Origin of the sequence: Acinetobacter sp. NIPH 542 (assembly GCF_000369825.1) — a bacterium.
Classification (GTDB): domain Bacteria; phylum Pseudomonadota; class Gammaproteobacteria; order Pseudomonadales; family Moraxellaceae; genus Acinetobacter; species Acinetobacter oleivorans.
In genome coordinates this window covers 467,217-492,330 of sequence record NZ_KB850205.1, presented here as the reverse complement: position 1 = coordinate 492,330, position 25,114 = coordinate 467,217, and the positions used below count along the sequence as shown (strand labels likewise).

The 25,114-nt window shown below is 41.1% G+C and carries 17 protein-coding genes, 2 tRNA genes and 2 rRNA genes; 10 read left to right on the top strand and 11 right to left on the bottom strand.

From position 1 onward, the window contains the following. Nucleotides 1-185 precede the first annotated feature (185 nt). The 4 genes from F886_RS05650 to F886_RS05635 all read right to left on the bottom strand — a co-directional run bounded on the left by F886_RS05650 (nt 186) and on the right by F886_RS05635 (nt 5,235). Nucleotides 186-3,078: ribosomal RNA gene (locus F886_RS05650) — 23S ribosomal RNA — on the bottom strand. A gap of 352 nt (nt 3,079-3,430) precedes the next feature. Beyond that, nucleotides 3,431-3,506: transfer RNA gene (locus tag F886_RS05645), tRNA-Ala, on the bottom strand. A 55-nt stretch (nt 3,507-3,561) separates the two neighbouring features. Beyond that, nucleotides 3,562-3,638 (bottom strand) — tRNA-Ile (locus tag F886_RS05640). 59 nt (nt 3,639-3,697) lie between these two features. Next, nucleotides 3,698-5,235: ribosomal RNA gene (locus tag F886_RS05635) — 16S ribosomal RNA — on the bottom strand. The 16S and 23S rRNA genes sit together here with 2 tRNA genes alongside, the layout of an rRNA operon. A 572-nt stretch (nt 5,236-5,807) precedes the next feature. Here F886_RS05635 and F886_RS05630 point away from each other — a divergent pair. The 7 genes from F886_RS05630 to F886_RS05600 all read left to right on the top strand — a co-directional run bounded on the left by F886_RS05630 (nt 5,808) and on the right by F886_RS05600 (nt 10,751). Next, nucleotides 5,808-6,686 (top strand): MlaA family lipoprotein, encoded by an 879-nt coding sequence (locus F886_RS05630; protein ID WP_004794490.1) that lies wholly within the window; start codon nt 5,808-5,810, stop codon nt 6,684-6,686. Nucleotides 6,687-6,795: 109 nt separating this feature from the next. Further along, entirely contained in the window at nt 6,796-7,764 is a 969-nt protein-coding gene (gene gigA, locus F886_RS05625; RefSeq protein WP_005302479.1) for an RsbU family protein phosphatase GigA, read from the top strand. A 102-nt stretch (nt 7,765-7,866) separates the two neighbouring features. Next, nucleotides 7,867-8,388, top strand: coding sequence for an anti-anti-sigma factor GigB (gene gigB, locus F886_RS05620; protein WP_002117273.1), 522 nt, complete (start codon nt 7,867-7,869; stop codon nt 8,386-8,388). A 26-nt stretch (nt 8,389-8,414) separates the two neighbouring features. Beyond that, nucleotides 8,415-9,239: a carbon-nitrogen hydrolase family protein gene (locus tag F886_RS05615; protein WP_005302477.1), complete on the top strand. Its 825-nt coding sequence runs from the start codon at nt 8,415-8,417 to the stop codon at nt 9,237-9,239. Between the two features lie 14 nt (nt 9,240-9,253). After that, complete coding sequence (locus F886_RS05610) at nt 9,254-9,628, top strand: DUF4951 domain-containing protein (protein WP_004794496.1); 375 nt, start codon at nt 9,254-9,256, stop codon at nt 9,626-9,628. Between the two features lie 165 nt (nt 9,629-9,793). Next, the gene (locus F886_RS05605; protein WP_005302474.1) at nt 9,794-10,231 is read left to right on the top strand and encodes a MarR family winged helix-turn-helix transcriptional regulator; all 438 of its coding nucleotides are present in this window, start codon (nt 9,794-9,796) and stop codon (nt 10,229-10,231) included. Between the two features lie 88 nt (nt 10,232-10,319). Beyond that, the gene (locus tag F886_RS05600) at nt 10,320-10,751 is read left to right on the top strand and encodes an organic hydroperoxide resistance protein (RefSeq protein WP_002117290.1); all 432 of its coding nucleotides are present in this window, start codon (nt 10,320-10,322) and stop codon (nt 10,749-10,751) included. Between the two features lie 59 nt (nt 10,752-10,810). Here the strand turns inward: F886_RS05600 and gspE are convergent, their stop codons facing one another. After that, a complete protein-coding gene (gene gspE, locus F886_RS05595) occupies nt 10,811-12,301 on the bottom strand; it encodes a type II secretion system ATPase GspE (protein WP_005302469.1) in 1,491 nt (496 codons plus the stop codon). 96 nt (nt 12,302-12,397) lie between these two features. Here gspE and F886_RS05590 point away from each other — a divergent pair, with 96 nt between their 5' ends. Together F886_RS05590 and F886_RS05585 are read left to right on the top strand one after the other, a co-directional pair. Next, a complete protein-coding gene (locus F886_RS05590; RefSeq protein WP_004794502.1) occupies nt 12,398-13,219 on the top strand; it encodes a hypothetical protein in 822 nt (273 codons plus the stop codon). A 9-nt stretch (nt 13,220-13,228) separates the two neighbouring features. After that, nucleotides 13,229-14,146, top strand: coding sequence for a mechanosensitive ion channel family protein (locus F886_RS05585; RefSeq protein ID WP_005302466.1), 918 nt, complete (start codon nt 13,229-13,231; stop codon nt 14,144-14,146). Here the strand turns inward: F886_RS05585 and F886_RS05580 are convergent. Further along, on the bottom strand, nt 14,136-16,940 hold the full coding sequence (locus tag F886_RS05580; protein WP_005302463.1) for a DUF2339 domain-containing protein: 2,805 nt from the start codon (nt 16,938-16,940) through the stop codon (nt 14,136-14,138). The genes F886_RS05585 and F886_RS05580 overlap by 11 nt on opposite strands. Nucleotides 16,941-17,094: 154 nt before the next feature. Here F886_RS05580 and polA point away from each other — a divergent pair, with 154 nt between their 5' ends. Next, nucleotides 17,095-19,866 (top strand): DNA polymerase I, encoded by a 2,772-nt coding sequence (gene polA, locus F886_RS05575; protein WP_005302460.1) that lies wholly within the window; start codon nt 17,095-17,097, stop codon nt 19,864-19,866. A gap of 52 nt (nt 19,867-19,918) precedes the next feature. Here polA and F886_RS05570 read toward each other — a convergent pair whose 3' ends face one another. Genes F886_RS05570 through ppx form a run of 5 tightly spaced genes read right to left on the bottom strand, consistent with a single transcriptional unit; the run spans nt 19,919 to nt 25,018 of the window. After that, a complete protein-coding gene (locus F886_RS05570; RefSeq protein WP_004794512.1) occupies nt 19,919-20,488 on the bottom strand; it encodes a YggT family protein in 570 nt (189 codons plus the stop codon). A 21-nt stretch (nt 20,489-20,509) separates the two neighbouring features. Continuing rightward, nucleotides 20,510-21,346: a pyrroline-5-carboxylate reductase gene (gene proC / locus F886_RS05565; protein WP_081399200.1), complete on the bottom strand. Its 837-nt coding sequence runs from the start codon at nt 21,344-21,346 to the stop codon at nt 20,510-20,512. Then, nucleotides 21,318-22,721 (bottom strand): tRNA lysidine(34) synthetase TilS, encoded by a 1,404-nt coding sequence (gene tilS, locus F886_RS05560; RefSeq protein ID WP_081402097.1) that lies wholly within the window; start codon nt 22,719-22,721, stop codon nt 21,318-21,320. The genes proC and tilS overlap by 29 nt, the downstream gene beginning before the upstream one ends. Beyond that, complete coding sequence (locus F886_RS05555) at nt 22,658-23,479, bottom strand: acetyl-CoA carboxylase carboxyltransferase subunit alpha (RefSeq protein WP_005302449.1); 822 nt, start codon at nt 23,477-23,479, stop codon at nt 22,658-22,660. Before F886_RS05555 ends, tilS begins: the two co-directional genes overlap by 64 nt. An 18-nt stretch (nt 23,480-23,497) precedes the next feature. Then, entirely contained in the window at nt 23,498-25,018 is a 1,521-nt protein-coding gene (ppx, locus tag F886_RS05550; protein ID WP_004794521.1) for an exopolyphosphatase, read from the bottom strand. Nucleotides 25,019-25,114: the final 96 nt, after the last annotated feature.

Below are 25,114 nucleotides of genomic sequence, written 5' to 3'. Positions count from 1 at the left end.
GCCAGCACAACTGGTATGGATACTTGCATTGGTCTTAATGTGCCGATGCGTTTTCCAAATCTTTACAGATGGGCTGATTGAATCTTACTTTAGTTGTTCATTTTAGCTAAGCGTATAACTAAATCAAGTTGCTTTGCATATTAATGAATCGATTGATGCTTTATATACAACTGCTTGGGTGTTGTATAGTCAAGCCTCACGAGCAATTAGTATTGGTCAGCTTCACATATCACTATGCTTCCACATCCAACCTATCAACGTCCTAGTCTCGAACGGCTCTTTAGAGGACATAAAGTCCTAGGGAAATCTTATCTTGAGGTAGGCTTCCCGCTTAGATGCTTTCAGCGGTTATCCCTTCCGAACATAGCTACCCGGCGATGCGACTGGCGTCACAACCGGTACACCAGAGGTTCGTCCACTCTGGTCCTCTCGTACTAGGAGCAGATCCTCTCAAATTTCCAGCGCCCACGGTAGATAGGGACCGAACTGTCTCACGACGTTCTAAACCCAGCTCGCGTACCTCTTTAAATGGCGAACAGCCATACCCTTGGGACCTGCTTCAGCCCCAGGATGAGATGAGCCGACATCGAGGTGCCAAACACCGCCGTCGATATGAACTCTTGGGCGGTATCAGCCTGTTATCCCCAGAGTACCTTTTATCCGTTGAGCGATGGCCCTTCCATACAGAACCACCGGATCACTAAGACCTACTTTCGTACCTGCTCGACTTGTGGGTCTCGCAGTTAAGCGCGCTTTTGCCTTTATACTCTACGCGTGATTTCCGACCACGCTGAGCGCACCTTCGTACTCCTCCGTTACTCTTTAGGAGGAGACCGCCCCAGTCAAACTACCCACCAGACATGGTCCTCGCCCCGGATTACGGGGCAGAGTTAGAACCTCAACATTACCAGGGTGGTATTTCAAGGACGGCTCCATTGGAACTAGCGTTCCAACTTCAAAGCCTCCCACCTATCCTACACAAGTAAGGTCAAAGTTCAATGTCAAGCTGCAGTAAAGGTTCACGGGGTCTTTCCGTCTAGCCGCGGGTACACTGCATCTTCACAGCGATTTCGATTTCACTGAGCCTCTGCTGGAGACAGCGCCGCCATCATTATGCCATTCGTGCAGGTCGGAACTTACCCGACAAGGAATTTCGCTACCTTAGGACCGTTATAGTTACGGCCGCCGTTTACTGGGGCTTCGATCAAGAGCTTCGCTTACGCTAACCCCATCAATTAACCTTCCAGCACCGGGCAGGCATCACACCCTATACGTCCACTTTCGTGTTTGCAGAGTGCTATGTTTTTAATAAACAGTTGCAGCGGCCTGGTTTCTGTGGCTGCCAATAGCTCAGACCGCAAGGGTCATCACCGTCAGCAGCGTACCTTCTCCCGAAGTTACGGTACCATTTTGCCTAGTTCCTTCAGCAGAGTTCTCTCAAGCGCCTTGGTCTACTCGACCTGACCACCTGTGTCGGTTTCGGGTACGATTCCTGTGTAACTGAAGCTTAGAGACTTTTCCTGGAAGCATGGTATCAGCCACTTCGCTGTACAAGTACAGCTTGCTATCAGATCTCAGCATAGAGCACCCCGGATTTGCCTAAGATGCATGCCTACTTCCTTCCACCTGGACAACCAACGCCAGGCTGACTTAACCTTCTCCGTCCTCTCATCGCATTACACAGAAGTATTGGAATATTAACCAATTTCCCATCGACTACGCCTTTCGGCCTCGCCTTAGGGGTCGACTCACCCAGCCCCGATTAACGTTGGACTGGAACCCTTGGTCTTTCGGCGAACGGGTTTTTCACCCGTTTTGTCGTTACTCACGTCAGCATTCGCACTTCTGATACCTCCAGCATACTTCTCAATACACCTTCATCGGCTTACAGAACGCTCCCCTACCACTTGACTAAAAGTCAAATCCGCAGCTTCGGCACATAGTTTTAGCCCCGTTACATCTTCCGCGCAGGCCGACTCGACTAGTGAGCTATTACGCTTTCTTTAAAGGGTGGCTGCTTCTAAGCCAACCTCCTAGCTGTCTATGCCTTCCCACATCGTTTCCCACTTAACTATGATTTTGGGGCCTTAGCTGGCGGTCTGGATTGTTTTCCTCTTGACTACGGACGTTAGCACCCGCAGTCTGTCTCCCGGATAGTACTCATAGGTATTCGGAGTTTGCATCGGTTTGGTAAGTCGGGATGACCCCCTAGCCGAAACAGTGCTCTACCCCCTATGGTATTCGTCCGAGGCGCTACCTAAATAGCTTTCGGGGAGAACCAGCTATCACCAGGCTTGATTAGCCTTTCACCCCTATCCACAAGTCATCCCCTGGCTTTTCAACGACAGTGGGTTCGGTCCTCCAGTTAGTGTTACCCAACCTTCAACCTGCTCATGGATAGATCGCCTGGTTTCGGGTCTATACCCAGCAACTAAACGCCCTATTAAGACTCGATTTCTCTACGGCTCCCCTATACGGTTAACCTCGCTACTGAATATAAGTCGCTGACCCATTATACAAAAGGTACGCAGTCACCGAACAAGTCGGCTCCCACTGCTTGTATGCATGCGGTTTCAGGATCTATTTCACTCCCCTCACAGGGGTTCTTTTCGCCTTTCCCTCACGGTACTGGTTCACTATCGGTCAGTCAGGAGTATTTAGCCTTGGAGGATGGTCCCCCCATATTCAGACAAGGTTTCACGTGCCTCGCCCTACTCGTCATCATTATGTGTGCCCTTTCGTGTACGGGAATATCACCCTCTACGTTCGCACTTCCCAGAGCGTTCCACTAAAACACACATAACTTAATGGGCTGATCCCCGTTCGCTCGCCGCTACTAAGGGAATCTCAATTGATTTCTTTTCCTAAGGGTACTGAGATGTTTCACTTCCCCTCGTTCGCCTTGCAACACTATGTATTCATGTTGCAATACCTACCTTAAAGTAGGTGGGTTCCCCCATTCAGAAATCTCCGGATCAAAGGATATTTGCCGCCTCCCCGGAGCTTATCGCAGGCTATTACGTCTTTCATCGCCTCTGACTGCCAAGGCATCCACCACATGCACTTAATTACTTGACTATACAACCCCAAACAGTCGTCAACACTTACAAGTGAGTGTTGTCCGTGCGATTCTTCATCGCTACTATCTGTTGCCTGTGTATTTAAACACTGTACAGCTTCAATCTAAATTCATATACCAAAACGCTTGATTCAGTTAATTTGCTAGTTCTCAATTCATCTAGATTAATTGCTTAATCTAAATTCTTGAGTGAACAATTTATTTCAGACTCAATTTTGCCAATCTGTTAATGAATAAACATGCCTTCGTCAGGTCATGCTTAATACCGTGATACTTAAATCACAGAAGTTAATAAACCAAGATCTAAATCTCTATTTACTAATTTCTGTAATCCGAACTTCTCTTAAGTTCTGGTGGAGACTAGGAGAGTCGAACTCCTGACCTCCTGCGTGCAAAGCAGGCGCTCTACCAACTAAGCTAAGTCCCCAGCTTACATCATCAGTCATGTATCTTTTATCTATAACTTCAACCAGTCAAAGTCATGGTGGGTCTGACAAGACTTGAACTTGTGACCCCACGCTTATCAAGCGTGTGCTCTAACCAACTGAGCTACAGACCCTCAGATACATCTATGAAGAACAACTTGTTGTGGATTCTTACCAATCGTCAATCTTTCGTTAAGGAGGTGATCCAGCCGCAGGTTCCCCTACGGCTACCTTGTTACGACTTCACCCCAGTCATCGGCCACACCGTGGTAACCGCCCTCTTTGCAGTTAGGCTAGCTACTTCTGGTGCAACAAACTCCCATGGTGTGACGGGCGGTGTGTACAAGGCCCGGGAACGTATTCACCGCGGCATTCTGATCCGCGATTACTAGCGATTCCGACTTCATGGAGTCGAGTTGCAGACTCCAATCCGGACTACGATCGGCTTTTTGAGATTAGCATCCTATCGCTAGGTAGCAACCCTTTGTACCGACCATTGTAGCACGTGTGTAGCCCTGGCCGTAAGGGCCATGATGACTTGACGTCGTCCCCGCCTTCCTCCAGTTTGTCACTGGCAGTATCCTTAAAGTTCCCGACATTACTCGCTGGCAAATAAGGAAAAGGGTTGCGCTCGTTGCGGGACTTAACCCAACATCTCACGACACGAGCTGACGACAGCCATGCAGCACCTGTATGTAAGTTCCCGAAGGCACCAATCCATCTCTGGAAAGTTCTTACTATGTCAAGGCCAGGTAAGGTTCTTCGCGTTGCATCGAATTAAACCACATGCTCCACCGCTTGTGCGGGCCCCCGTCAATTCATTTGAGTTTTAGTCTTGCGACCGTACTCCCCAGGCGGTCTACTTATCGCGTTAGCTGCGCCACTAAAGCCTCAAAGGCCCCAACGGCTAGTAGACATCGTTTACGGCATGGACTACCAGGGTATCTAATCCTGTTTGCTCCCCATGCTTTCGCACCTCAGCGTCAGTGTTAGGCCAGATGGCTGCCTTCGCCATCGGTATTCCTCCAGATCTCTACGCATTTCACCGCTACACCTGGAATTCTACCATCCTCTCCCACACTCTAGCTAACCAGTATCGAATGCAATTCCCAAGTTAAGCTCGGGGATTTCACATTTGACTTAATTAGCCGCCTACGCGCGCTTTACGCCCAGTAAATCCGATTAACGCTTGCACCCTCTGTATTACCGCGGCTGCTGGCACAGAGTTAGCCGGTGCTTATTCTGCGAGTAACGTCCACTATCTCTAGGTATTAACTAAAGTAGCCTCCTCCTCGCTTAAAGTGCTTTACAACCATAAGGCCTTCTTCACACACGCGGCATGGCTGGATCAGGCTTCCGCCCATTGTCCAATATTCCCCACTGCTGCCTCCCGTAGGAGTCTGGGCCGTGTCTCAGTCCCAGTGTGGCGGATCATCCTCTCAGACCCGCTACAGATCGTCGCCTTGGTAGGCCTTTACCCCACCAACTAGCTAATCCGACTTAGGCTCATCTATTAGCGCAAGGTCCGAAGATCCCCTGCTTTCTCCCGTAGGACGTATGCGGTATTAGCATTCCTTTCGAAATGTTGTCCCCCACTAATAGGCAGATTCCTAAGCATTACTCACCCGTCCGCCGCTAAGTGATAGTGCAAGCACCATCACTCCGCTCGACTTGCATGTGTTAAGCCTGCCGCCAGCGTTCAATCTGAGCCATGATCAAACTCTTCAGTTAAAAATCATTTTGCACCTTATTAAAGACAAGGTGCCAATTCTGGCTCATCAATTTTCTGACTTAAATTTCGCTCAAATAAACTTCGAGTAATTTAAACCAATCAATCAATGATAATATTTCGATCGATCAATCAGTAAAAATCCACACAAGTTGTTCTTCAATTCTCTTAATGATCTTCTTCCTGGTTCGTCACCAGCAAGCTAGGTCGGCTATATTACTCTTAATCTCTTAAAAGTCAACAGGTAATTTCGATATTTTTAAAACTTATTCTCAAAACTAACTTCTCATCAAATTCATCACTTAAAGCAACCAACCTAATTCCAAGTAACTGTTTTTCAACAAGTTATTATCTGCATCACCGCCGATGGATGTGCATTATAGACCATTAATATCCTTTGACAACCCCTTTTTTAATTTAATATTACCACATGTTCGTTTTTTAGCCTTTTTAGCATTTTATCTATATTATTTGATCAATTTTACATTGATAATAGGTTATCAATTTTGTATTAAAACATATCTCCACCCAACTGCACATTAAGTATTAGCCTGGCTGGCGGTTAAGGAATTATATGAATTATTCTAATTTAATTTTACTAAGCGTGTTATCTGTAGGTGTTTGTACCTCTATATATGCTCAAGAAAACACGGTAAGTGAATCTGCTAATGCGAGTTCATTAGAAGAAACAGGGCCAAACCATCCCCGTTCCCAAATTATTAAAGATTTAAAAAATATTAAAGTTAAAGATTTAAAAATTAATGCAAATGCAGCTCAACCAGATCTTGTCAAAGATCCTTTGCAATCATTGAACCGTCCAATTTATTCTTTTAATGATATGTTGGATCGCAATTTTTTACGCCCAGTTGCTGTTCAATATAGAGAAAAAACCCCAGAAGATGTACGTGGTTCTTATCGCCAATTCCGTAAAAATCTTGGTGAACCTTGGAATGCTGTCAATCAGCTTATTCAAGGCCGTCCTGGCCGTGCAGCAAAAACTTTAGGTCGATTTACAATTAACACCTTAACCACTCTTGGTTTGGCTGACCCAGCAAGTCGCTTAGGTTTACCAACTGAAGAAGAGAACTTTGGTGTAACTCTTGGCTACTATGGCGTTCCTTCTGGCCCATTCCTTATGTTGCCTTTTTTTGGTCCAAGCACCTTACGTGATGGTTTTGGTTTAGCAGTAGATGCTCAAGCTCGTCCACAAAAATACGTTATGGATGATCAAGAAGGTCTTTATTGGTCGAGTAATCTATTACAAGCTGTAGATACACGCGCCCAATATCTTGACTTAGATCAAACCTTACAAGGTGATCAATACGCTATGATTCGAGACTTATACCTCCAGCGTAAAGCATTCCAAATTGCAGAGAAAAAGGGCGATTCAGCCGATGTGTCTTTCATTGATGATGACTCAGAAGATACTCCAGATGAGAATCAAAACCCTTAACATGAAATAAAGGTATTGCTTGGATTAAGAGTTCGGCAATACCTTGATTTTGATCATACATACTCTATGATGAATAAAGTGATCATATAAAAGGACTACCATATCTTCTATGTATTTTATTAAACCGACACGCTCTATTCCTTATTTAGAGCAAGCTTTGGATAAACTGCCAGGCTTACAAGTCATTAACATAGATGATTTAGATTTATATGATCCAACCATCATTGCAATTGCAGATGTACAAGATTTCCTGACTTATAAATGGAATTTGCCAACGGTCGTAATTGCTTTTGAACATGAAGGTACCGCTTTAGCACATGCATGGGAAGCAGGTGCTCTTGCAGGCTGGGTATGGAATCAGTTACCTAGTGATTTAAATAAAGCCCTATCAAGAATTGATGCTCAATATAAGCGTAACCAAGATAGTCGTGATTTACCTTCGGCTGCTGAACTGCAAAAACGTTTATTGCCGAATCCAATTGATTTATTAAATTATGAAGTCGAAACTTTCTTTCAGCCTTCAGCTTATCTTTCAGGTGATTGGTACGACTATTGGAAATTAAATGATAAAGAAGTTTTATTCTATCTTGCTGATGTTTCAGGTCATGGTGTAACCAGTAGTTTATTAACATCATGGATGGCAGCATTTCATGGTCGCTCTAAAACTCCAAGACAATTAATAAAAAAATTAAATGGGATGTTAGTTCAAGAGAATATCGAAAAGCACATTACGATTGTGGTGGGTATTTTAAACCTTGAAACACATACTCTTCGCTGGTCAAGTGCTGGACATTATCCGCCTCCTATCATTTTTGAACCTAATCAAGCACCGAAGATTCTAACAACGAGCAGTTTCCCACTAGGTTTAACTGATGAACTTGAAGTTGAAGAGCATATTTGTACATTAAATCGCCATGCTCGCTTCATTGTTTGCTCGGATGGAGCCCTCGAACCTTTTGATGGCGGTTTAAACGATCAGTTCCAACAATTGGTCCATCATTTGCAAAATCAATCATTTCAAGCACCCGATCATGTTGCCGACGATATTGCTATCTTCAGTCTTTGTCGAATGAATTAATTTACGAATCAATTAATTACATAATATACGACTTAAGGACTCTTGAGTCTGGGATGGCACTATGTGATAATTTTTCTATCCTTCTCTGAAAATGGCATTTATATGTCAACAGGTCATGTTGAATATGCAAGTTTAAATGGAACGCATATTTTCAAACTTATTGGTGAAGTGCGAGCCCATTCTTGTATAAGTCTAGACAAACTTTTAAACAGAATTGAACAGCAAGAGAATGTTGTAGGTGCAATCGTTGATTTAACCCAAACAACATTTATTGATAGTACTGTATTAGGCATCCTAGCTAAGCTGGGTTTAAAGCTTAAACAGACTCATCATATTCAAGCTGTGATGCTATCTACCAATCCAGATATCACAACCTTAGCCAATAGTATGGGGCTAGGGCAGGTTTTTGTCATTTTGAATTATTGTGGTGATCCTAACGTTTGCACATTAACGCTAACAGATGAACAAATCACTCATAATGCAATGCTAAGAACTGTTCTGGATGCACATAAGACATTGATGAAACTCAATGCAAACAATCAGAATATGTTTGAGCCACTTGTTAAGCAGTTACAGAAAGAGCAAGATACTCTTGAACAGGTATCGGATAAGCAAAATGCCTGATTTTCACCATTAAGCCGGATTAGAATATGACCCTCGTTTCTGTTGCTCAAATGAACTCTCAAGATGATATTGAAAATAATTTTCAAGTCATTGAGTCTTTGATTCAACAGAGCAAGGCACAAAATGCCAGTTTGATTGTTTTCCCCGAAAACTTTGTATGTTTTGCTGCTGGAAAACAACGTGAAACTGCTGAGCAATTTGAATCTATTCAACAAAGGCTTGAGAAACTCGCACATCAATATCAAATCTGGATTGTGGCTGGCACTTTACCCTGCCCATTCCGTCCAGATGGATCCACTATTCAAAATGGTCGCGTCCGAACTGTTAGCCTCTGCATTAGCCCTGAGCGTACAGAAGCGCGTTATGACAAGATCCATTTATTTGATGTACAAGTGGGTGATGCTGTCGGTGGTTATCAGGAGTCTCGTTTCTTTGAACCAGGAACAGACGTAGTAGTCACATCTACCCCTTTTGGCAATATTGGCTTAATGGTATGTTATGACTTGCGTTTTCCAGAGCTTGCTCTAACGCTAAGACAACAAGGCGCTCATATTCTTACTGCCCCTGCTGCATTTACCTATACAACTGGACAAATGCACTGGCAGCTTTTGTTACAAGCTCGGGCAATGGATAGCCAATGTTATGTTTTAGGTGCAGCACAACAGGGTTGGCATGGTGAAAAACGACAGACCTGGGGACACTCTGGGGCAACTGATAGTCGTGGCCAAATTTTAAGTATGATTGGATATGAAGGAAATGGTTTAATTACTGTGCCCTTTGATCTAACGGCGCAAGATCTCGTCCGCTCTTCAATGCCTCTAATGACACACCGTAAATTAATTCACTATTAAAAGTTTAATTATTCATGTGGAAATACTTATTTAGCTTTTTTTGCTTGGGGGCAAATATTCATTGTTATGCTGAGTTTGGGACAACGAATCATTTCGTTTCACCAACGGCACAGCTCAAATCAGATATTCTTCCCTCTACTCCTAAAGATATTCCTTTGCCTGCATTTGGCCAAAGAATAATTGGATGGGGAACGGGTGCAGAAGGCGCAAGACAACGTTTAGAAAATATTCAGCCAGCAGATGTTTCTATGATTAAAAAACAAGGAACAACGCTTGAAATGATTACTGCATGGCAAGATTTTTATGAACAAGAGCAACAACGCAATGCAAATAATCCTACCGCTAAATATCGTGCGCGTTTAATGAAAAAAATTGCAGATCTATGGTAGACAATTTTATCTAAAATATTTTTATGTTATGGAATAATTGGATTAATTATTCCATTTTTTATGTTTCTTAATTTACTTTATTCATAACCTATTCTTATGAACATTTAAGAAACTGAATAGAACGCGATATACTACAAAAGCAATATGAGTTTCTTTGAGGAATATATGGACCAAGACTGTCAAAACTTAAAGCTTGAGAATCAATTGTGTTTCCTCATTTATTCAACAAATTTAGCGCTTAATCAACTCTACAGAAAACTTCTCGCGCCTTTGGGGCTTACCTACCCCCAATATTTAGTTATGTTAGTTTTATGGGAACAGGATGAAGTGACTGTTTCAGAAATTGGAGCTAAACTTTTTTTAGAATCATCTACCCTCACTCCTATCTTGAAAAAGTTAGAAGCCCTGCATTTGCTTCATCGTACCCGCTCAACTCAAGACGAGAGACAAGTGATTATTACACTTAGCGATGAAGGAAAAAAATTAAAAGATCAAGCATTGGATATTCCCACAGGCGTACTAGAAGCAAGTTCATGTGACATGACAACACTATTAGGCTTGAAAGATCAACTTACCAAACTCCGTACAAACCTAGTTAAATAAACAGCAATTTTTTCAAAAAATATACTTGTCAAAATAATTAAGTCGTGTACGATATATTTGTATTCAATTTATTTTAGGAATAAAAACGATGTCATTAGAAAAAGTTGTTTATCGTGCAAAAGCTAAAGCAACCGGTGGTCGTGATGGCCGTGCAACTTCATCTGACGGTGTATTAGATGTACAACTTGGTGTACCTAAAGAAATGGGTGGCGCTGGTGGTGCCGTAACAAATCCTGAGCAATTATTTGCAGCTGGCTATTCAGCATGCTTTTTAGGAGCTTTAAAATTTGTTGCAAACCGCGATAAATTTAATATTAGTAAAGATGCTTACGTAGAAGGTGAAGTAGGTATTGGTCCAATTCCTACAGGTTTTAGCATCGAAGTAACTTTAAATGTTTACTTAGTGGGTATGGACCGTGAAGAAGCTGAAAAGTTAGTTGCAGCAGCTCATATTGTTTGCCCATATTCAAATGCAACTCGCAACAATATTGATGTAACTTTTAATATTGTGACTGAATAAGTTTCGATATTAAAAAAATGCCCGATATAGTTCGGGCATTTTTTATTGCATGTTACAAATTATACTTCGCTTGCTTCATTGGTTACTCGAAGTACTTCTTCAAGTGTCGTTTTACCTGAAAGTACTTTACGCAAGCCATCATCACGAATTGAACCTGAATACTCACGAGCATGATTTTCTAATTCATATTCAGCCGCATTACCATGAATGAGACGGCGCATAGGTTCATCAACTGGTACGATTTCATAAATAGCTGTACGTCCATTAAAGCCTAAATGTGAACAATGATCACACCCTTTGGCTTCAGGTAACTGCAACAATGGTTCATTATGAATATGTTGAAAAACCTGTTTTTCAAAAGTATCAGCTTCGCGCCATGTCATACAATGTGGACATAAAGTACGAACCAAACGTTGAGCAATCATCCCAATTAAAGAGCTTGATAATAAGAAAGGCTCAATTCCCATATCTTTAAGTCGAGTAACCGCACCAATAGCTGTATTGGTATGTAGTGTCGATAAAACCAAATGTCCAGTTAACGATGCTTGTACTGCAATTTCAGCCGTTTCCAAGTCACGAATCTCACCTACCATCACTACATCTGGATCTTGACGTAACATTGCTTTTAAAGCACGAGCAAACGTCATATCCACTTTGGTATTGACTTGTGTTTGACCAATACCTTCAAGTTGATATTCGATTGGATCTTCGGCAGTTAAGATGTTACGCGTATTATCATTTAGATCAGATAGAGCTGCATATAACGTCGTTGTTTTCCCCGAACCTGTAGGCCCTGTGACCAAAATAATGCCATGAGGACGATGTACTAACTGAGTTAAACGCTCATAGTCATTTGCCATTAATCCCAAGTGGATCATATTAAGTCGACCAGCTTGTTTGTCGAGCAAACGCATTACAACCCGTTCACCATGTGAAGATGGTAAAGTCGAAACACGGACATCTACTTCTCGGCCTGCAAGGCGTAAAGAAATACGTCCATCTTGTGGCACTCGTTTTTCTGCAATATCGAGTTTAGCCATGACTTTAATACGTGAAACCAGCAACGGCGCCAACTCACGGCGCGGCTGTACAACTTCACGTAATTGACCATCTACACGTAATCGTACAGATAATTTCTTTTCGAAAGCTTCAATATGAATATCAGAAGCTCCTACTCGAATTGCCTCTGAAAGTAGCGCATTGATCAGACGGACAATAGGCGCATCATCTTCCTGATCCATCAAATCTTCTGTCTCAGGAACCTGATCGGCCAAACTTAATAAATCAGGATGATCTTCTAAACCTGCTGCAACTTGTTGTGATTCCCCTGTATCGCCGGCATAGCTTGTACTTAAGAGCGTATTAAATTCTTGTTCAGTACATAATTGGAAGTGAGCTGGCTTACCTAGAATTCGTCTTGCTTCCTGCAATGCAATTTTTTCAGTATTTTGACGTCTAATAATAAATACTTGATCACCGTCATAACGAAATAAAACACCATGACGCTTGGCAAAACTATATGGAACTTGTATTTGTTTCAATATTTGCATCACAATTTATAATGATGAGTAAGATGATTTTGAGTGTACTCTAAGCAGATTACAGCGTGAAGTCTGTTTAACAACTCGGTAGAGGAATTTTACGTCTTGTTTGAAAATAATGAATATCAGCCTCGCCCCCAGAATTCCTTAAAATGGTGGGGAGAACAGCGCTTTGAAATTAATCAGTCTAAAGCATGGCAATTTGGTTCAATGCTTTTTCGTCTAACGCGCGGTATAAAAGAATGGCGTATTGAATATTATCGCCCATCTCTTCAAGACGATAATGAGCAAGATTGGCATCCAATTGCCGATCCGAATTTTGCCTTTCCGCATACTGTTCAAGTAGAACGCTACATGTTTCGGAAAACTAATCCAGAATTTTTACTTATGCCCCGTCTGGCAGACCGTTCTGTAGTCATTAAACCCGTTGATCCCATTTACATTCCGGCAGGTCAACGCGGAACTCTTTATATTAGTACACCACTATGGATTGCAGGTTTAGTTGAAAGTCAGCATGAGCCTTTGTTTGAGATTCCTGTAATTCAACCTAAAGATACATGGTTTGGTCCAAATGCCCAGCAAGGTGAAATTTGTTATGCCACTTCTGTAGATGGGCGTACCGATTTGAACCTGTTAACACCTCGTGCTTTTCGTGCTGTAACCCCTATTGATTTTCACAACACCAGTAATCATCAATTGCGTTTTGACCGCATGAACGTGCCCGTTACAGCTCTACCTCTTTTTTATAGTGAAAGTACCGGTCGTTTATGGACTTCTCAAATTAAAGTTTATTATGAAGGTTCTGATCGTCCCGCACGAATTCGTATTGAAAACCGTACGCCCCCTCTTGCTGGTGAAGTGACCTATGTTCACCCACCACGTTCACCTGGTGGAGCATTATTCAATATGTTTGATTCATTCTTTTAAGAGGTTTATATGGCTGATACAAGTATTCCTAAGGATATCGCTGATAGCCTCACAAGCATATTTACCAATATCAATACCGAACGTATTAGTGAAATTTTAGTCGCTGTTGTGCTGTGTTTTATTGGTTTTGTTCTTGCCCGTATTATTTCAAATACATTTATTAGAACCATTGGCTCACGTTTTAATGCTCATCAACGTCTGGTGTGGCGCCGCGGTATTTTTTATTTTATTTTCTTACTCTTCATTATGACGAGTTTAAAAGAAGCTGGTTTTAAACTGAGTGTATTTCTTGGCGCGGCAGGGATTTTAACCGTAGCGCTCGGTTTTGCATCGCAAACATCAGCCAGTAACTTGATTAGTGGTTTATTTTTGATTGGTGAAGGTTCATTTGAAGTCGGTGATACGATCCAGATTACGCTCATTCGTGGAAATACAATTGAAGGTGAAGTGATCTCGATTGATTTGCTTTCGGTTAAGCTACTTACATTAGACAATGTGTATATTCGTTTGCCAAACGAACAACTCATTCGTGCTCCCGTACACAACTTATCTAAATACCCAATACGTCGTATACCAATTACGCTCGCAATCAACTTCCATGAAGACATCATTAAAGTTCGCGAGGTTCTACTGAATGTAGCAGCTCATTATCCTCTTGTATTAGATGACCCAAAGCCTGCTGTTACAGTGACCGCATTCAGAGAATCATCAATTGAGCTTTTATTTACAATGTGGTGTCGACAAGAGAACTCTTTAAAAGTTCGAGATGAGATGCAAGAACGAATTCGAAATGGATTTTTAGATAACCGAATTGAAATTCCTGTTCCTAAAATGGGTTTGATTGATCGACCATCTAGTATTTTTGCTGAAGATGATATCGATCAATACAGTAATCAAAAAGAATTAAATCGAGAGCCTAAAGCCTAGGCTCTTCATTTTTCTGTACAGCGGATGATGGTGGTAATGGCGCAAGATAAGCAATAATCAACATTACCCCGCCCGCGCCAATAAATGAAATGACTCGAGTTAAAGTCGCACTTTGCGATAGATCAAGCAAAATCAGTTTTAATACCACAATCCCTAAAAGCGCAGCACCTACAAACCATAATTGACGAATCATTTTTCGGCTAGAGAATGTAGTTAAAATAAATGCCAAGATTACCCAAAGCAATGTCAGACTTAACTGTACTATTCCATTTGTCCAAATTGCAGCACTCCAGAGTGGTGTTGCCCAGTAATAGTGCAAGCCTCTGACCACCACACTACTGAATACCAACAACCCCACTAGAATTGTTGTAATTTTAAAAGTCCACTCCAGTGATTTATCTTGATCAAAAGTATGCTGATAAATAATAAAGAGTAGACCAGCAAATACTGAAATTGAAAGTAAGTCAGTTAAGTTAATCAAAGGAACAAAGTAAAGGTACTCAGCAGAATGCCGGTCTACACTCACTACTAGCAACCAAAGTAGACTTAAACACCACACTGGAATTTGATGTAGCAATGTGCTCTTATGAAACTTATACGCCCAAAGGGAATAAACCACAGGAACGAAAGCCAGAGCAACAAGTGGCATTTGTGGAAATATTGCCAAACCAACCGTTGCTAATGCCAACCAGCTCAAACCAGACCAGACCTTCAAAGATCCAAACTGACCTGATTGAGGTTGAGCCATAATGAATAAAGCACTAAGAAGCGTTGCTGCGATTAGGAAAGTACCCTGCTGTAATATACTCGGCCATTTAAATATGCTGAATACTTGACTAGTAAAGGCTTCACCTAGAATTAACAATAATAACAGGCCAATTAAACCTAACTGTAAACTCTGCCATTGAACCCTTAGTTTGTAGTGAACCACTACACTAAATATTGATAATAATAGTATCGCAATCATCAAATATGGGCTTAAGCCATGATGTTGCCATGCCAAAATTTCTATACCAGCGATAGCGCCCGCATACATACCTAAGCATAAGAAAATGCCGCTAAACATGCTGGCGCTAAAATACTGTTGCTCTTTACTGTTGTATTGCAATAAATAATAGGCCGAAATGAATTGGGCAATTGCATAAATGCTTGTGCTTAGCGTCGGGAACTCTGCATTCGCCCAAAATTGATAAAACAATGCAACCGAACTGAGTAAAACTAAAATTACACCAATATATCGGCTCAAACGGTAGCGCTCAGTTACTCCCCATACAATGAGGGCCGTACCTTGAGCAACCCAACCAATCGCAGTCCAATGTGCCCCTTTCGCGAGTGGAAAGATTAAGGCAAAAAATGCAACGGCAAGGATGAAAAAGCTTTTAGCAAGAACTGAAAGTTGAGGATGGGTCTTTTTGATCCAAAAAGTTAATACCGCATAGGTACCAGCCAAAACAGCAGCACCAATCGTCAACGCTTGAGTAGACTCATGGACTAAATAGGCATGTAGCGTAAAGCCTAGTACAGGCACACTAAAAATAAGACCAACATCTAAGAGCGGAGGTAAACGAATGCCTTCTTGTTGTTCACGTGCTGAAACTCGAGATATATTTTGGCTATAACGGACGCTAAGCCAAATAAACAGAGCTATATGTAGCCATAAAATCCAGTCTAATGTGTCAAATTTTGCTGGTTCTGCATAAAAACCTATCGCACTACCACCAATAAACATTGTGGCAAAGAAAGCAATCTGATTTAAGATTTTCCAAGGCTGAATAAAATTAACCGCAGCAACTGCTAAGTTAATTACCAAATAGTAGCTAAATAGGAAGACTACATCTGGACGATATTGTGGAATAACTAAAGGGGCTGCATAGGCCATGCCGAGTGCTAAAATTGCCAAATAAATAGCTTGTTGTTTTAAACTTAAGAATACCGTAATAGCTAATAAGATCGTAAACAGAATACTCGCTGTAGTGAGATTAGCAATTACTCCAAAATGATGCGAGAACACGAGTGTTAGGAATACAACAGCTAGCCCTACCCCCTGCAATGCTACAGCAAAAAGCTGATTTTTCTTTTGCAAGCTATATCCAAATGCCGTTAATACGCCTCCGGCAATTGCAATAAAACCAAGTTTTACACCTAAACTAAGTTGCCAGTGCTCACTTGCGAAACGCAATAACAGCACTACCCCAACCATCAACACAGCGACAGCAACTCTTAAAATTGGATTGCCATGGACCATCCAGTCGACTGCTGGTTGCCACCATGTACTCTGTACCTGAGTTGGTTGTTCTGTGTGATTTAAAATTGCCGTTTCAACAGGAATTAATGTGTCTGTACTATTGGAATCAACTTGCACTACCGCTGGAGTTATAATTTCTGTTTGTAGAGTTTCATTTACATGAACAGTTGGTTTCACTGACTCGAGGTATAACAGTCGAGTATGAAACGCACTAATTGTTTGGACTAAACATAACAATAAAACCAGTAATGCCCCACCAGCAATCCACATCCAGTGATTCATATAAGCAACTAATGCAACCAAGGCGGCCGCATAAATTACTATTGTTTGCATATGAATAGAATAAAGTGGTTTTTTCTGCTGAGAAAACTGTTGTTCTAAATGAGTCAGACGCTGATGCAGATTTGATAATAACTGAACCAGTACTACCACGAGTGCAATAGATAAAGCAGCAACAGCACTCTGGAATTTAAAACCAATTGAAATGGCTAAAAACAAAGTCAAAGCGATCAAAACGATGATCATTCCCTGTTTGTCTTTTTTATACATGGGCTTAGCAATATGACACCTTCATTACATGTCATCTTACTTCAAGCCAATACAAGCGTATATTTATACATACAAAATACTGCAAAAATCATAATCCTGCATTCATAGCCGTTTTCACGTAAAATACCCGTAATTCAAATTAAGGAATTGTTCAATGCCACCATTTGTCTTGGTTGATGGGTCCTATTTTTTATTTCGTGCATATCATGCATTACCACCATTGACGACCTCTACAGGGTTACATACCAATGCAATACGTGGAGCAATTTCTGCGATTCAAAAACTTATGCGTCGTATGCAACCGACGCATATGGCCGTGATTTTTGATACGCCTGAGCCAACTTTTCGTCATAAGCTTTCACCTATTTATAAAGGTGACCGCCCAACCATGCCTGAAGAATTATCTCAACAGATTCCATATTTACATGCATTGATTAAAGCTCAAGGTATTCCTTTATATAGTCTTCCAGGCGCTGAAGCTGATGATATTATCGGGACACTTGCTAAACGTGCCGTGCTTGAAGGCCATCATGTACTTATCTCAACTGGAGATAAAGACATGGCTCAGCTCGTCAATGACCATGTCAAACTTGAAGATAGCTTTAAAGATCGCGTAATGGACACCGATGGTGTATTTGAAAAATTTGGCGTTTGGCCAAATCAGATTATCGACTATTTAACGCTAATGGGTGATGCATCCGACGGTATTATGGGTGTTCCAGGCGTAGGTGCAAAAACAGCCGCTAAGTTACTGACCGAATATGGCACTTTAGAGAATATCATTGCCAATGCTGATCAACTTAAAGGCAAGATTAGCCAAAATATTAAAGATAATTTAGACAATATTAAGCTTGATCACCAGTTAGCTAGCATTGTCTGTGATCTTCCTTTAGAACTCGACTGGCATGAATTAAAGCTTACCGATCCAAATGTTGATGCCTTACGCAACTTATATACTGAGCTTGAGTTTAGAAATCAGTTACAGTCGCTTGATCACCCGAATAATCCCAACAGCTCTACTTATAAACAACAAGTTTCACAAGTAGTCGTTCAAGATGAAGTTAAACCAGCTGATTCTATAGAAACCGAAGATCAGGCAAGCTTAACCAGTCAAGATGACCAGCTTGGAACTGCAAATTATCACACTGTTTTAACTCAAGAAGCATGGGATCAACTCTTGCAACGCATGCAAAATGCTGATCATTTTGCTATTGATACAGAAACTACAAGCCTTGATTACCGCATTGCCGAGATGGTTGGTTTTTCAATCGCCTTTGATGCACAAGATGCTTACTATGTTCCTTTAGCGCATAATTATGAAAATGCACCGCAGCAACTGGACCGTGAACAAATTCTGGCTCAAATTAAGCCTGTATTAGAAAATGAAGCGGTTAAAAAAATTGGTCATCACCTTAAATATGATGCCCATATCTTTGCCAATCATGGAATTGAGTTAAAAGGCTGGTATTTCGATAGCATGCTGGCATCTTATGTACTAAATGCAGCAGCAACTCGTCATGGCATGGATGATGTAGCTCGTGTCTACTTAAGTCACTTGACCACCACTTTTGAACAAATTGCTGGTAAGGGTGCAAAGCAGAAAACTTTTAATCAAATTGAGATTGAAGTTGCTGCTCACTATGCAGCAGAAGATGCACATGTGACCTATCGTTTGTATGAAGTACTTTCAAACAAACTTAAGCCATTTCCTGAGTTAGAAAATATTTTATATAACATCGAAATGCCAGTTGCCCGAATTTTGTCAGGCATGGAAGAAGATGGTATTCGTTTAGATCATGCTTTCTTAGATAAATTAAGCGTTGAGTTTGCAAAAACCATGGAAGGCCTTGAAAATCAGGCTATGGAAATTGCAGATGAAACTTTTAATATTGCTTCACCTAAGCAAGTAGGCGAAATACTATTTGATAAATTAGGAATCAAAGGCGGTAAAAAAACTGCAACTGGACAATACAGCACCAGTGAAAGTGTTTTAGAAAAAATTGAACATCCTTTAGCGGAAATTATTCTAGAACACCGTGGTTTGGCAAAGCTAAAAAGTACTTATACGGACCGTCTAGTAGAGCAATCTCATAACGACACGCATCGTGTGCATACGAGCTATCATCAAGCACTCACAGCGACAGGTCGCCTCTCCTCTTCTGATCCTAACTTACAGAATATTCCAATTCGTAGACAAATTGGCCGTCAGATTCGTAAAGCATTCATTGCACCGGAAGGTCGAGTTCTATTGGCTGCCGATTACTCGCAAATTGAACTGCGTTTAATGGCCCATTTTTCTCAGGATGATGCTTTAGTACATGCGTTCCAGCACGGACAAGATGTTCACCGCCGTACTGCTGCAGAAGTATTGGGTATTGCAATTGAAGATGTGACCAATGATCAACGTCGCCAAGCTAAGGCAGTAAACTTTGGTCTACTGTATGGTATGTCTGAATTTGGTTTGATCCGTCAGTTAGGTTTCACACGTCAAGAATCGCAAAATTATATTAAACAATATTTCCAACGCTATCCTGGCATCTATGAATATATGCAACGCACGCGTCAAGTTGCATCAGAGCAAGGTTTTGTTGAAACTATTTTAGGCCGTCGTCTATATACACCAGATATTGATGCACGAAATGTGATGGTGCGTAAGGCTGCCGAACGTGCTGCAATCAATGCACCTTTACAAGGTAGTGCAGCTGATATTATTAAAATTGCTATGATTGAAGTCGATAAAATCTTGCCAAAAGATCAAGCCAAATTACTACTTCAAGTACACGATGAATTAGTTTTTGAAGCCGATCAAAACATTGCTGAAGAACTTTCCAAACAAATCGCAAAAGTCATGGAATCTGTTGTAGAAATTTCCGTGCCTTTAGTGGTTGAAGTTGGCCAAGGACAAAACTGGGATGACGCCCATTAATTAATAGAAATAAAAAAGGGCTGTGAAATACAGCCCTTTTTATTGAGTTAGCTTAAAGACCAGTTAAGAGAACTTTAGCAACTTCATTCATTAAAATTTCGGCAATATAGAGTGCCAAAAATGCCAAAATTGGCGATAAGTCAATCATTCCCATATTAGGCAATAAACGACGGAATGGTGCGAGTAATGGTTCAGCTAAATCTTGAATCACTTCAATATAAGGTGAACGAGATTGAGTGAACATAACCACCCAGCTCAAGATGATTGTCGCGAAAATTAAATAACGGCAGAAACGAATCAAGTCCTGAATCATAGTCACAAATGTCAGAATCACTAAATGAATCGGACTATTTGGCATAGAACCAGACAGATACATCACACCGAAAATTTTCAGTAAATATAAAATAATTAAAAGAGCTAACGCAGCTAAATTAAACCGGCCTTTTGCGACCGTCGGAAAAATTCGGCCAAAAATATCAACAATTTTAGTCGCCTTTACGGTCGATAAAACCACAGGATTATAAGGACTTACTGCCGCCAATTGCATTAAAAAACGGAAAAAGACCAATAAAATCGCGACATTAATTAAAATTCCAAAAATTAGCGCAGAATTTGCACCCATAGTTGTCTTATCCTATTTAAGCTATTTCGCACTGTCACTCAATTCTTGAGCCAATTCTTGGCTACGCTTCTGTGCAGCAGCCAATGCAGATTGAATATTTTGGGAGATTTGTGCACGGTCAAAAACTTCAAGTGCAGCTTGTGTTGTACCATTTGGCGATGTCACATTCTTACGAAGTTCAGATGGAGTATTTGAACTGGTAATTGCCATTTGAGCTGCACCTAACGCCGTTTGAAGAGTTAACGCAGTTGCAACTTTTTCATCCAGTCCTAAATTTTTACCCGCACGGATCATACTTTCCATCAGATAGAAAAAATATGCAGGGCCTGAACCAGAAACTGCTGTTACCGCATCAATTTGAGCTTCGGAGTTTACCCAAATTGTTAAGCCTGTGGCCGCTAAAATCTGACTTGTTAATTCACGATCCGAAGTACCTACTACATCATTTGCATAGATACCGTGCGCGCCAGTTTGAACCAGAGCTGGTGTATTCGGCATAACGCGAACAATTCGATTGCTATCAATTAAGTTTGATATCGTTTGAATTTCAGCACCAGCAATAATTGAAATGACCAATTTATCTGATAAAAGACCTTTCAACGGACGTAAAACAGTCGCCAAAACTTGCGGCTTTACCGCTAGTACGACAACATCAGCATTTTGAATTGCAGCCACGTTATCTTGTGTTACGTGAACTTCTTTCTCTTGTAATAATTGACGGATCTGCTCAACAGGATCTGAAACAGTAATACGTGTCGGTGGTAAACCTCTTGAAATGAGCCCGCCAATTAACGCTTGGGCCATATTACCGCCACCAATAAAACAAATATTACAATTTACTGCACTTGCCATAACCATATTCGCCATTTACCAGATTACAAGAATGAGAAATTAAATCCGGTTGCCATCCTCCTTGCTCACAATACGGAGACTGAGCCAACCAAAATCCTTTCGGTGTAAAAACCCCAAGCATAACATTATCTATGACTAATATTTGAATTGTATGACGAAGCCAAGGCAAAATATGTGCTTCTTGAATTGCTTTTTTTAATGGCCATTGCCCAACACGACCGTATAAATGGACTTTTTCTCCACCTTGACGTCGACTTATTGTCAATTTTTTATTTAATAAAGATGGACTCAAACCGATATTTTTTTGTGTGATCTGAAAATTTCCTGAAGCGTAATGCACTATTTCCCCCATTTGGAAATGATGCTCTGACTCAGCTTCAACTGGGTTTAATTTTTCAGCAAGAAAAACTTGCTTACTCAATCTATAAAGATGGTGTTGATAACGGACATAGTAAAACTGATTCCAGTGTAATGCTGCTTGTGCATCGGACTTTGAATCAATCACTTCATTTTTTAAACGCTCAACCATTTCAAATGCAGGTCGATATTGCCCATCACCTTTCATCCAAACCGAAAGTAATTGACGTTGACGGGCAACTGATAAATCTAAAAGTTTAGTGAAGTCTAAACACTCAGCTGTACCACAATGTTTTAAATCAGCTTTCAAAACTTCTTCTAAAATTTCAGAAGCATCTTGCATGAGATAACTGGTTCGGCTCAGTGCTTGCTGCATTTTAGGAAATCTGTTTTGTAAAAATGGCCAAAGTTTCTCACGCGACCACGCCCGATCATAATGAATATCGTAATTTGTCGGGTCATTTACATACTCAATTTCAAGTTGAGTAGTCCAATCAGTAATTTGCTCACGAGATAAGTCTAAAAAAGGACGCCAAATCGTCATGTCTACACGGTAATCCACAGACTGCATTGCAGCTAATCCATCAACACCTGCACCCGATAATAAACGGAGTATGACTGTTTCGGCCTGATCTTGCTGATGATGAGCAAGTACTAAGGTTTCATTGGCTTGCAAATGCTGTCGATAAGCTTGATAACGCGCCTGACGTGCTTCAGCCTCCAAATTACCATCGGTAACCTGAACTTTTTGAATAATAAAAGGAATATCTAAACGAGTAGCTTGTTCAGCGACTAGTTCCCCCCACTCTGCACTTTGTGATTGCAGTTGATGATCGATATAGATAGCTCGGATCTTTTGAGGGAAAATTTGAGACATCAAATGTAGCAGCAGCATAGAATCCATGCCGCCACTACATCCAATAAGAAAAGAACTATTTTCTGAAAATAGTTGAGCCTGCTTTAAGACATTATGCCTAAATTTGCGCTGCCAAACTTCATTAAACGTTGATAACGTGCTTCGCATCGTTCATTTGCATCCAGTGGTAGCAATTCATCCAAAGCTTGCTTCAGAACTACTTTTAGGTTTTGCATGACTTGCTCAGGGTCTAAATGTGCCCCCTCGCCTTCATCTACTACATATTCAACAATACCTAGAGATTGTAATTTGTCTGCTGTCAAACCTAAAGCTTCGCTCGCTTGAGCCGCTTTTTCAGCAGTCTTCCATAAAATAGATGCGCAGCCTTCTGGTGAAATCACAGAATAAATACTGTGCGATAACATAATGACTCTGTCAGCAACACCAATACCTAAAGCACCACCAGAACCACCTTCACCCAGTACTGTTGCAACAACAGGAACTTTCAAGCTTGAAAGTTGAGCAAGACTCGTTGCAATTGCTTCGGCTTGTCCACGCTCTTCAGCACCAACACCTGGGTAAGCACCCATCGTATCAATGAACGTAAAGACCGGAAGATTAAAACGCTCAGCCATATCTAATAGGCGTTGAGATTTACGGTAACCTTCAGGGTTAGCCATACCGAAGTTATGCTTTAATTTTTCACGGGTACTACGACCACGGTGTTGTCCAATGACCATCACAGGTTGACCGTCAAAACGAGCAAGACCACCTACCATCGCACCATCGTCACCAAACAAACGATCACCATGCAAGGCGTCAAACTCTGTAAAGATTTCACCGACATAATCTAGAAACTGCGGACGTTCAGGATGACGTGCAATTTGAACCGTTGTCCAAGCTTTGGACTGAGTAGATTTTTTCATAGGTCGAATATTATCCCTTTAATCGATAAATTTTTCCGACTGAATATTCAATTCAATGTCCCAATGCTTAAACTGCTCTTGCTCATCGTGCAAGTCGGCAACTAACAATGGCCATTGTTTGGCATCACCAGAAACACTAAGCTGCCATTGTTGATCATTTATGATGGTCAGTTCAATGGCAGGAAGCATCTGATCACTTCGACTATGGTTGAGTAAAACTGCTAGGCGAAGTAATAAACTTAAGTAAAGTAATTTATGACCACCAGCCTTCAAAATTTCATTTTTTACATCATTTCGCAATTTACGACGATGGTGAGCAACTAAATGTGAAAGATGATTTTGATCAATTTGCGAGAAACCTGGAATATCTGAGTGCTGTAATAAATAAGCACCGTGGCGATGATAACCACCATGACTAATTGCTAAACCAATTTCATGCAAATAAGCAGCTCGACGCAGTAAGTCACTGTCTTCACTCGTTAAATTAAGAGATTTCGCGACACCATCAAATAATTGTTGTGCTGTGTTTACAACTCGTTCTGCTTGCTTCGGATCGGCGTTATAACGCCCCATTAAGGCCTGTACACTACGATCACGGATATCTTCATGTTTAAATCGACCTAACAGGTCATACATCACACCTTCGCGTAATGCACCATCAGAATATGCCAAACGATCAATTTCTAAAACTTCAAAAACTGCGTACAAAATTGCCAATCCGGCTGGCAAAACTGCTCGTCGATCTTCTCTTAATCCTTCAAAATCAATTTCAGAAACATTTTTAAACTTAAGTAATTTATCTTTAAGTTTATATAGTCCTTCTCGAGTGACATTTTCTTGTTCATCACTTAAGCCCATATTGACCATAATTTGGCGACAGGCCTTAATCGTTCCACTCGAACCAACGACCGTATCCCATCCTTCCATTTTATAAGTGGTTGCAATAGCAGAAAGTTCTTTACGAGCAGCAACTACGGCCTTATCAAATGCTTTTTGTGTGATTTCGCCATCAGAAAAATATGCCGTTGTATAAGCCACGCAACCCATTTGTAATGACTCGGTGTAAATAGGTTCAAACTCCTCACCGATAATGAATTCGGTAGAACCACCACCAATATCAACAACTAAGCGACGCCCACCATTGGCCATGGTATGTGATACACCCAAATAGATCAGGCGGGCTTCTTCTCGTCCTGCAATAATTTCAATAGGTTTAGGTAAAATTTCTGCAGCTTTTTGAATAAATTCATGGCCATTTTTTGCCTGACGCAAGGCATTCGTAGCCACGATTCGTAAACGATTAGGTTGAACAGAGCTCAATCTTCCAACAAAACGGGCTAGACATGCTAAACCACGTTGCTGTGCAGCTTCTGTTAAATTTTTATTTTCATCTAAACCAGCTGCAAGCTGTACTTTTTCTGACATCGAAGCAACTTTTTTAACTTCGCCATGATCTACCCGTGCAATTGCAAGGTGAAAGCTGTTCGACCCCATATCTATGGCGGCAAGTAATTCTTCATCAATCAGAAAGTCAGACATTATTGAACTAAACCCATAACAATTCACGCCTAGAGTAATTCACAAGAATGCAATTGAAAAGCCATTTTCATCAACAATTAATAGCCATCGATATTT